Genomic DNA, 5,605 nt, shown 5'->3' with positions numbered 1-5,605 from the left:
GGCCGTCGAGAAGAACATCGAGGCCTTCGCCAGCCTGGACCTGCCCGGCACCAAGGTCATCGTCGGCGACGGCCCGCAGCGCGAAGAGCTGGCCGAGAAATATCCCGACGTGGTGTTCGCCGGCGCCAAGTTCGGCGAGGAGCTGGGCCGCTATTTCGGCTGCGCGGACGTCTTCTGCTTCCCCTCCCTGACCGACACCTTCGGCCTGGTGATCCTGGAGGCCATGGCCGCCGGCGTGCCTGTCGCCGCCTTCTCGGCCCCCGGCCCCATCGACATCATCCCAGGCTCCAACGCCGGCGTCCTGGCCCCGGGCCAGACCGACGGGCTGAAGGAAGCCTGCCTGGCCTGCCTGGAGCTGGACCGCGCTGTGGTCCGCAAGTTCGCCGAAGGCTTCTCGTGGCGCGCCTGCGCCGAAGAATTCTTCCGGAACCTGCAGCCCTATCCCGAGCCGGAAAAGACCCGGTTCTGGCGGCGCCTGCGCCGGCTGGCGCGCGGCCACCACCCCGATGAAGTGCTGGCCTGTTTCTCCCGAATTATCACGCTCGGGCGTGAGCGACGCAAACATAAAAGCAAGAAGAAGCGCTAGGCCGGGCTGCCGCTGAGCGGGGCGACGGTCTCGACTTGCGCGCGCCGCCCGCGTAGGGCGCGCGCGATGACTCAGACCAACGACCGCCGCACTTTTGCGATCATTTCCCATCCCGATGCTGGCAAGACCACGCTCACTGAAAAACTCTTGTTATACGCAGGCGCAATTCAGATTGCTGGTAGCGTCAAGGCCCGCAAAGCTAGTCGCCACGCAACCTCGGACTGGATGGAAATTGAAAAACAACGTGGTATTTCCGTAGCCAGCTCGGTAATGCAAATGGAGTATCGCGATTGCATTATTAATCTTTTGGATACCCCGGGACACCAAGACTTCTCTGAAGATACCTATCGCGTATTGACCGCTGTAGACTCCGCACTCATGGTGATTGATGCTGCCAACGGTGTCGAGTCACAAACCTTACGCTTACTGGAAGTCTGTCGCGCACGCAACACACCAATTGTCACTTTCATCAATAAGATGGATCGTGAAGTAAAACCACCCATGGAGTTGATGGATGAGATTGAAACTGCGCTCGGCATTGAGGTAGTTCCTTTTACTTGGCCAGTAGGCATGGGTAAATCATTTGCCGGCGTAATTGATATTGCCAACTCTCAAATACGTATGTTCAAGGCCGGCGAAGATCGTGTCACTGAAAATTCTCATGCGATTGTTGATATCAACAATCCGGCATTAAAAGAGCGCTTAGGCACTGATCTTGAAAATGCGCTTGCCGAAGTAGATCTCATTAAAAATGCAATGCCTGCTTTTAATAAAGAAGCCTTTTTGGCGGGCCGTCAGTCGCCGGTATTCTTTGGCTCAGCCATTAATAATTTTGGTGTACGTGAAATTCTCAATACCTTAGTTGAGCTTGCACCGTCACCAGGCTCACGCAAAGCCTTACAACGAGAGGTTAGCCCTGCGGAAAATAAATTCTCTGCAGTGGTATTTAAGATCCAAGCCAACATGGATCCGGCTCACCGAGATCGTGTTGCCTTCTTGCGTATTTGCTCGGGACACTTTCAACGCGGTATGAAGCTGAAGATTTGTCGCAATGGCAAAGAAGTGCGCACCAACAATGCACTGTCCTTCTTGTCACAACGCCGCGACATTTTGGATGAAGCCTTCCCTGGCGACATTATTGGATTACCAAACCATGGACTTCTTCGTCTGGGCGATACGCTCACCGAAGGAGAGCAACTGCAATTTACAGGCTTGCCATTTTTTGCGCCTGAGATTTTCCGCATGGTGGAGTCTGCCGATCCATTGCGCTCGAAACAATTACGCACAGGCTTGATGCAGCTTGGCGAAGAAGGCGCAATTCAGGTATTCCGCCCCATGACGGGTGGCACTATGCTGCTCGGTGCATTTGGACAGCTGCAGTTTGAAGTAGTAAGCCATCGCCTGCAAACTGAATATGGTGCAGAGGTACGCTTACTACCTGCGCGCTATAACTTAGCTCGCTGGGTCAGCTCAGATGACCCTGTAGCACTCAAGAAATTCATTCAAGAAAATATTCACCGCATGGCGGAGGATGTTGTGGGAGCCTCAGTATTTTTGGCTAGCCATAAATCCGAATTAGATGTTGCTCAACAACGCTGGGAATCCATTCAGTTCCATGCGTTGCGAGAGCATGCAGGCCTTATCTACCAATCTGACCTCGCTGGTTAAATCTAGCGTGGGCTTGATTGTGGCCAATTGCAATCAAATACTGCAACCAGCTGAGTATCGCTCTTTCTAAAAGAGGCAGTCTTGCCATATTGAGCGCAATACGCATTAGCCTTTGGCGTGAGCGATGCAACAGATTCGCCATCACTATTTAAAAAAGTGACATGATTCGAGTCTGAGGCATCGGTATAAACCGCAGCGCAAGCACTCAAACCAACAATGCCTAGTAACAAAATATATTTAAGATGCTTCATATCAATCCTCTTATTTAGTATGCGCCTTAAGGCATCTTAAATCGCCTATAGTACAAACTTCGAAACTAAGCGGGCAGTGAGCTTGCTAGCAAACGGCCGATAAATCAAAATACAAATCATTGCCACTGGGTAGGCAACTGCCCAAACCTCCAGCCACACCCAAAAAAAATTCTGCACAAAACCTACGCGCACTAAAGTAGTGGCCAAAGTAATGCTCAATGACATGAGTCCGCCCATGATTGCAGAAAAAATAAGATTAGGAATATTCATCATCATCTGATCATAGCGCCTTGACTGCTTAGCTGTTATTCTGATTTGTGATCACTATTCCGCGCCCTACTTAGGGGAGTCTACTGAGCAATCTCAGAGGTTCATCATTTCAAGACTCTAGGAAAAAATATGGCTGTTGGCCAAAATCAAAGAAATAGAAAAAACGATCCCATGGTTAGTAAAACCGGCAAAGCCAAATTGGGCCCACTAACTGTCACTCAACTTAGTAAATTACTTGAATCTAGCACTAAGCCTAAAGAGAAGGCAAAGATTCAAAGGGCTCTCAATAAGCGCCCTCCAGCACCAGCATCTATCGCTGAGCCTGTCGCAGCCTAAGCACTTAGCACTAAGCCCCGAAATTTCCGGGGCTTTTTTCTTATGTAATATGCTCTCATCATGAAAGCATCTCCACAAATTCACGCCATCTATATTGCCTCCCAAGCAGGTGAATCTATGACGCAGCTTACGCAGGCTGAGATTGTTGCAGGCGAGGGCATTGTGGGTGATCGCTATGCCTTGGGTATAGGTGCATTCTCAAAAACGAAGCCTAAGATCCGTCATGTTTCTCTCGTTGCACTTTCTGCTATCGAGAGCGCAAATAACGAGCTACTTGCAAAGCAGCAAGTAGTTTTTGATCCAGGCGACACTCGCAGAAATATTACGATCAGCGGCATTTCTGAGGATGAGCTCAATGGGCTAGTTGGCAAGACCTTCTATTTAGGGGGTCTTACTTTTAAAGGTACAGAATTATGCGAGCCTTGTCAGCGACCAGCCAACTTACTAAAAAGACCAGATTTTATGAACGCATTTGAAGGTCGTGGCGGCCTTAGAGCCGAAGCCCTCGAATCTGGATACCTCACCCTGGGAAGCGCTCTTCTTTTCTCAGCTCCCGAAGAAAATTAATTCAACTTTGCATTTAAATATGTCTACAACAACACTCTGCCTTATTCGCCATGGCGAAACCGACTGGAATGCCGAAAGACGCTTACAAGGGCATACCGACATTCCCCTTAATACCAAGGGCGCACTACAGGCGCGCCAAATGGCCCAGGCCCTTAAAGATATAAAACTCTCGTTTGACGTCCTTTACACCAGCGATCTTAAAAGAGCAGCTGATACCGCAAGCGCTGTCGTTGAATTATTTGGAGGTGAGCCACAGGTTGATAGCGCTTTAAGGGAGCGTCATTTTGGCGCCCTTCAAGGGCTCTCAATTGGCGAGGCGCCATCACTACAGCCTGATATCTGGCAGGCTCACATTACCCGCGACCTAGAGCATGATCTTGGTGGTGGCGAAAGCATTCAACAATTTGCAGTACGCGTTCAAAATGCTCTAAACAAAATTCAAGAGTGTCATGCTGGTAAAACAATTTTGCTGGTTAGCCATGGTGGCACGCTTGACATGATGTATCGCATTGCAAGCAAACAATCTTTAAGCGCTGAAAGAGTCGCTTCCGTACCCAATGCCTCATTAAATTGGATTACTCATAGCCAGGCTAATGGCTGGGAAGTAAAGCAATGGGCAGATACTCGCCACCTTGAGGGTCCCGCCTTAGAAAACGTGGACCTCTAAATAAAAAAGTCACCCGAAGGTGACTTTTGAGTTTTCAGAAAAGTTTTACTTTCTGATGTGCGCGTGACGGGCTGCATCTTGTGACATACCCTCACCCTTTGGTTTGCCTTCAAGCGCCTCTTTTTCAGCAGTAATTTCTTTGCGACGCTCTTTACAAGAACCAGCAATCTCTTGCAAAGCTTTACGTGCTCTTGCAGCAGAAGCTTTGATTCCTCTTCCGTGGAACTTTTCGTTCTCTGATTGGTATGTTTCGAAAGCGGCAATTAACTTGTCATGATGGGACATATTTTTCCTTATGAATAATTGAAATAATCGGCTTAAGGAGCACTTTAACCCAATATATGCAAATCACTCTAATTTATTGAATCCAGCGATCAATAATCTCTTTTAACTTTTCTGGGCCCAACTCGGCAAGATAGAGATTAAAGTCATCCCGCAACTTAGAGCCTTTTTTGAAGGCAAAGCCCAGATTATCAAACCCAACGACTTGGTAGCTACTGCTAACTGGAAGATTTAAAGACTTTTGATAGTTAACCAACATAACGTTGTCCACAAATACCAAGTCCACATTACCATTTTGCAAGGCAAGCAAGGCCTCCGTGGGCGACGGATATAGCTTTACTTGCTCTGCTGAGTAATAGCCTTTTGGCTGCAATACAGTCTTCACATAATCATCAAACACACTACCCGTCGGATAAGCAATGCTGTATTTTTTTAGTTGAGATAAATCAGTAATTTTAATATTGCGATTCTTTAATCCAATCAACTGCCATGTGCTGGTGAAATACGGATTTGAAAAATCCATCACTTCTTTCCGCTTATCTGTAATGGAGATTCCTGAGAATGCAACATCAGCCTGCCCACTAGTGACGGCACCCAACATCCCCAACCAATCATAGGCAGTCGTTTTAAATGTGCAAGCGCGTGACTTGCAGTAGCCCTCAAATATCTCCAAGTCTATGCCCGTATATTTACCGTCTTTTTCAAACAGCATCGGAGGGATGGCGGGGGACACGGCAACCTTAATGACATTATCCTGTTCCTCTTTGGAGCATCCACTAACTATGCTTAAGGTGACGCATAGGACTAAAAGTAGGCGAGCAAGTCTCATTGTGTACTCAGGATTAAATTAGATAATTGATCTTATCAAGAATTGAATATAAAAAGCCACCCGTATGAACTGACCCCCAAAAGTTGGACCTTATGTCCAACCAAGGGGGTTTTGTTTTATGAGCAAGTACAGTAAGCAGTTCAAGCTAA

9 protein-coding genes are annotated in these 5,605 nt (G+C 48.1%); 5 read left to right on the top strand and 4 right to left on the bottom strand.

What is annotated here, in order from left to right; translation table 11 throughout:
• Nucleotides 1-586: glycosyltransferase (locus tag B7X71_RS11190; RefSeq protein WP_293600763.1), on the top strand; the 586-nt coding region annotated here is incomplete at its 5' end.
• 66 nt (nt 587-652) lie between these two features.
• On the top strand, nt 653-2,254 hold the full coding sequence (locus B7X71_RS11185; RefSeq protein WP_293600762.1) for a peptide chain release factor 3: 1,602 nt from the start codon (nt 653-655) through the stop codon (nt 2,252-2,254).
• Between the two features lie 2 nt (nt 2,255-2,256).
• On the opposite strand, the gene B7X71_RS11180 is transcribed toward B7X71_RS11185, so the two are convergent.
• Nucleotides 2,257-2,505 carry a hypothetical protein gene (locus B7X71_RS11180; RefSeq protein WP_293598622.1) on the bottom strand — a complete coding sequence of 83 codons (249 nt, stop codon included), beginning with the start codon at nt 2,503-2,505 and terminating at the stop codon, nt 2,257-2,259.
• Between the two features lie 45 nt (nt 2,506-2,550).
• Nucleotides 2,551-2,781 (bottom strand): DUF2798 domain-containing protein, encoded by a 231-nt coding sequence (locus B7X71_RS11175; RefSeq protein ID WP_293600761.1) that lies wholly within the window; start codon nt 2,779-2,781, stop codon nt 2,551-2,553.
• Nucleotides 2,782-2,904: 123 nt separating this feature from the next.
• Here B7X71_RS11175 and B7X71_RS11170 point away from each other — a divergent pair, with 123 nt between their 5' ends.
• From B7X71_RS11170 to B7X71_RS11160, 3 genes are read left to right on the top strand one after another with little or no spacing between them, the layout of a single operon-like run.
• On the top strand, nt 2,905-3,111 hold the full coding sequence (locus tag B7X71_RS11170; RefSeq protein WP_293598620.1) for a hypothetical protein: 207 nt from the start codon (nt 2,905-2,907) through the stop codon (nt 3,109-3,111).
• A gap of 60 nt (nt 3,112-3,171) precedes the next feature.
• On the top strand, nt 3,172-3,678 hold the full coding sequence (locus B7X71_RS11165; RefSeq protein ID WP_293598619.1) for an MOSC domain-containing protein: 507 nt from the start codon (nt 3,172-3,174) through the stop codon (nt 3,676-3,678).
• Between the two features lie 19 nt (nt 3,679-3,697).
• On the top strand, nt 3,698-4,345 hold the full coding sequence (locus B7X71_RS11160; protein ID WP_293598618.1) for a histidine phosphatase family protein: 648 nt from the start codon (nt 3,698-3,700) through the stop codon (nt 4,343-4,345).
• A gap of 45 nt (nt 4,346-4,390) precedes the next feature.
• On the opposite strand, the gene B7X71_RS11155 is transcribed toward B7X71_RS11160, so the two are convergent.
• Complete coding sequence (locus tag B7X71_RS11155; RefSeq protein ID WP_293598617.1) at nt 4,391-4,630, bottom strand: hypothetical protein; 240 nt, start codon at nt 4,628-4,630, stop codon at nt 4,391-4,393.
• Nucleotides 4,631-4,703: 73 nt separating this feature from the next.
• Nucleotides 4,704-5,456, bottom strand: coding sequence for a transporter substrate-binding domain-containing protein (locus B7X71_RS11150; protein ID WP_293598616.1), 753 nt, complete (start codon nt 5,454-5,456; stop codon nt 4,704-4,706).
• Between the last annotated feature and the right edge of the window lie 149 nt (nt 5,457-5,605).

Source organism: Polynucleobacter sp. 39-46-10 (assembly GCF_002282275.1).
The sequence above is the reverse complement of the archived record's forward strand: the minus strand, read 5'-3'. Positions and strand labels throughout refer to the sequence as shown.

Excerpts from the sequence above, each read along its gene's own strand:
- B7X71_RS11175 (WP_293600761.1), bottom strand. The coding sequence starts at position 2,781 with ATGATGATGAATATTCCTAATCTTATTTTTTCTGCAATCATGGGCGGA.
- B7X71_RS11155 (WP_293598617.1), bottom strand. The coding sequence starts at position 4,630 with ATGTCCCATCATGACAAGTTAATTGCCGCTTTCGAAACATACCAATCA.
- B7X71_RS11150 (WP_293598616.1), bottom strand. The coding sequence starts at position 5,456 with ATGAGACTTGCTCGCCTACTTTTAGTCCTATGCGTCACCTTAAGCATA.
- B7X71_RS11170 (WP_293598620.1), top strand. The coding sequence starts at position 2,905 with ATGGCTGTTGGCCAAAATCAAAGAAATAGAAAAAACGATCCCATGGTT.
- B7X71_RS11185 (WP_293600762.1), top strand. The coding sequence starts at position 653 with ATGACTCAGACCAACGACCGCCGCACTTTTGCGATCATTTCCCATCCC.
- B7X71_RS11165 (WP_293598619.1), top strand. The coding sequence starts at position 3,172 with ATGAAAGCATCTCCACAAATTCACGCCATCTATATTGCCTCCCAAGCA.
- B7X71_RS11180 (WP_293598622.1), bottom strand. The coding sequence starts at position 2,505 with ATGAAGCATCTTAAATATATTTTGTTACTAGGCATTGTTGGTTTGAGT.
- B7X71_RS11160 (WP_293598618.1), top strand. The coding sequence starts at position 3,698 with ATGTCTACAACAACACTCTGCCTTATTCGCCATGGCGAAACCGACTGG.